The 1,954-nt window shown below is 63.7% G+C and carries 3 protein-coding genes; all 3 read left to right on the forward strand.

The features are described 5' to 3' along the window. A partial coding sequence (gene pheS / locus EN964_RS33010) for a phenylalanine--tRNA ligase subunit alpha (protein ID WP_127277330.1) occupies positions 1–812 on the forward strand: 812 nt, incomplete at its 5' end. Next, positions 809–1,231: a GFA family protein gene (locus tag EN964_RS33015; protein WP_127266806.1), complete on the forward strand. Its 423-nt coding sequence runs from the start codon at positions 809–811 to the stop codon at positions 1,229–1,231. The genes pheS and EN964_RS33015, both read left to right, overlap by 4 nt. Then, positions 1,228–1,954: YtpR family tRNA-binding protein (ytpR, locus tag EN964_RS33020; RefSeq protein WP_164776267.1), on the forward strand; the 727-nt coding region annotated here is incomplete at its 3' end. The genes EN964_RS33015 and ytpR, both read left to right, overlap by 4 nt.

The following is a 1,954-nucleotide window of genomic DNA, read 5'->3' on the forward strand; positions in this document are numbered from 1 at the left end:
TCGATGTGACGCTGCCGGTGCGGCAGTCGCCGGCTGAGCGCGGCCGTATACACCCGATCAGCCAGGTCATCGACGAGATTGCGGCGATCTTCGGCGACCTCGGATTTTCCATCGCCGAAGGTCCCGATATCGAGACCGATTACTACAATTTCACCGCGCTGAATTTCCCAGAAGGCCATCCGGCGCGCGAGATGCACGACACCTTCTTCTTCCAGCCGGACGAGAAGGGCGAGCGCAAGCTTCTGCGCACCCACACTTCGCCGGTGCAGATCCGCACCATGGAGACGAAGAAGCCGCCGATCCGCATCGTCATTCCGGGCAAGACCTACCGGCAGGATTCGGATGCCACCCACTCGCCGATGTTCCATCAGGTCGAGGGGCTGGTGATCGACAAGACGGCCAACGTCGCCAACATGAAGTGGGTGCTGGAGGAGTTCTGCAAGGCCTTCTTCGAGGTGCCGCAGGTCAAGATGCGCTTCCGGCCGTCCTTCTTCCCGTTCACCGAACCGAGCCTCGAGGTCGATATCCAGTGTGACCGCTCCAGGCCCGGCGAAGTGCGCTTCGGCGAAGGCTCCGACTGGATGGAGATCCTCGGCTGCGGCATGGTGCACCCCAACGTGCTGCGCCATGGCGGGCTCGATCCGGACGAATATCAGGGCTTTGCCTGGGGGATGGGCATAGACCGTATCGCCATGCTGAAATACGGCATGCCGGACCTGCGCGCCTTCTTCGATGCCGACGTGCGCTGGCTGTCGCATTACGGGTTCAGGCCGCTCGACATGCCGACGCTGTTCGGAGGCCTGAGCGCATGACAGCGCCCTATGCCGGCGGCTGCCGCTGCGGCGCCGTGCGGTTCGAGGCATCAGTCGAACCGCATCACGTCAGCTATTGCCATTGCGGCGATTGCCGGCGGGCCAGCGGCGCGCCGATGTCGGCCTTTGTCGGCTTCCTGGTCGATCAGGTCGCGTTCACCGGCAAGGCGCTGAAGATGTATGAGAACGGCCCGGTGACGCGCTCCTTCTGCGGCACCTGCGGCTCACCCATCGCCTATGTCGACGAGCGGCTGGAGGACGACATCTACTTCATGCTCGGCGCCATGGATGCGCCGGCCGATTTTGAGCCGACGCAGCATGCCTATGTCAGCGAACAGCTTGCCTTCCTGCATATATCCGACGACCTGCCGAGACATCTGAAAACAAGCGTCAAAAGACCAGACGGAACAGTCCCATGAAATTCACCCTCTCCTGGCTCAAGGACCACCTAGAGACCGACGCCACGCTTGACGAGATCGTCGAGCGGCTGACCTCGATCGGCCTCGAAGTCGAGCATGTCGACGACAAGTCGAGCCTGAAACCCTTCGTCATAGCCAGGGTGTTGACGGCGGTGCAGCACCCCGATGCCGACCGGCTGCGCGTGCTGACCGTCGATACGGGCAACGGCAAGCCACCCGTGCAGGTCGTCTGCGGCGCGCCCAATGCGCGGGCCGGCCTGATCGGCGCCTTTGCCGCGCCCGGCACCTATGTGCCCGGCATCGACGTGACGCTGACGGTCGGCAAGATCAGGGGGGTCGAAAGCCATGGCATGATGTGTTCCGAGCGCGAGCTGGAACTGTCCGACGAGCACAACGGCATCATCGACCTGCCTGAGGATGCGCCTGTCGGCACCAGCTTCGCTGCCTATGCGCACATCGACGATCCGGTCATCGAGATCAATTTGACGCCGAACCGGCCGGATGCGACCAGCGTCTACGGCATCGCCAGGGATCTGGCGGCGAGCGGGCTTGGCCGCCTCGTCGGCGGCGCCATCATGCCGCATGTCGGCAACGGCATGTGTCCGGTCAAGGTAACGATCGAAGCGCCGGAGCTCTGTCCCGGCTTCGCGCTCAGGCTGGTCAAGGGCGTCAAGAATGGGCCGTCGCCAAAATGGCTGCAGCAGCGGCTGATCGCCATCGGGC

The organism is Mesorhizobium sp. M7A.F.Ca.CA.001.10.2.1 (assembly GCF_003998575.1).
Taxonomy (GTDB): domain Bacteria; phylum Pseudomonadota; class Alphaproteobacteria; order Rhizobiales; family Rhizobiaceae; genus Mesorhizobium.

What these genes read in the sequence shown, in the direction of transcription:
- EN964_RS33015 (WP_127266806.1), top strand. Translation starts at nt 809, where the DNA reads ATGACAGCGCCCTATGCCGGCGGCTGCCGCTGCGGCGCCGTGCGGTTC.